The 1073-nt window shown below is 48.2% G+C and carries 1 protein-coding gene; it reads right to left on the reverse strand.

The window, feature by feature from the left end; translation table 11 throughout:
- Positions 1-1014, reverse strand: a 1014-nt coding sequence (locus tag HWQ67_RS19490; RefSeq protein WP_218254359.1) for a hypothetical protein, incomplete at its 3' end; no start/stop codon positions are given.
- Between the last annotated feature and the right edge of the window lie 59 nt (positions 1015-1073).

Genomic DNA, 1073 nt, shown 5'->3' on the forward strand with positions numbered 1-1073 from the left:
ATCAGGGTTACCCTGGTATATTTCGTACACCTTCCGGGCTTTCCTGGTACTGACTTTATAGTTCTCGTCAAGAGGACATAGCCTTAAAGCTCCGATAACAGCGTCTTTTCCGGGGTCAACATTGGTTTCTATGAACTCCTTAACGGCTATCCAGTTCTCCCGGTGGTAACAGTCCATCTGCGAGGGTATGAACCACGATAGAGAATAGATAAGCGCCGCTATGTATAAAGACATAAGGCTTAAGGCGATCTTAGGATACAGTTTTCTTGCGCTTCGGTATCCTTCTACGGTTAAGACGAGGAAGGCAACGGAACACATCGGGAGATACCTCGCTGATAGGCGTATGGGATACACCAGCAGAAGGAGCAGCACCGGGCCTGCGAGTAGAAGCCACATTCTTCTGTTTCTCGCACACCACAAGAACAATACGGGAATGCCATATAACGCCGTTATTGGATGTGTAATTGATGCCCACGCCTGTTTTGGGGTCATAAAAGAGTATTGCACACCGCCGGCGAAGTTTAAAACTAACCCTCCGAGTTTCTTTATCACACTTATCAACGACCATTGAAACCCCCTGTCTGCTTTAAAACATTCTTCTACGAAAGACTGATAGGCTATTAAGGACAATGAGCCTAACAGCCACGGTAACATCCAGAAAGCTATAGGCACGGCGAAAAGAAGCATCCATGCGTAATGCTCGGTCAAGAGGGCGCACGGGAACGCCCATTTATACCCGCATAGGACGAGTAATGAGAACATCAGTAAAAGACCGTATCCCCTGGTCTCCCCTGATAGGTGTATGAAATACGGGTTTATAGCGAAAATTAGCGTGGCGAGGCGATCGTGGGTAAGTTTCCAGATCAGGTAGCACGATATAATCCCCGCCACGAGGGGTATCAAGCGGTATCCCCCGAACCAGTAAAGTATGAACTGGAGCGGAGGGTGAACATCGTTGAACGCTACTTGTATCATTTCTCGGAAAGGGCGCGAGGCGGCTTCTATCGTGAACATCTCATCACCCCAGAAAGAACGCGGATGGAGGTAGTACACGATCCGTATGAATATTCCAA

Source organism: Candidatus Magnetobacterium casense (assembly GCF_019173545.1).
Classification (GTDB): domain Bacteria; phylum Nitrospirota; class Thermodesulfovibrionia; order Thermodesulfovibrionales; family Magnetobacteriaceae; genus Magnetobacterium; species Magnetobacterium cryptolimnobacter.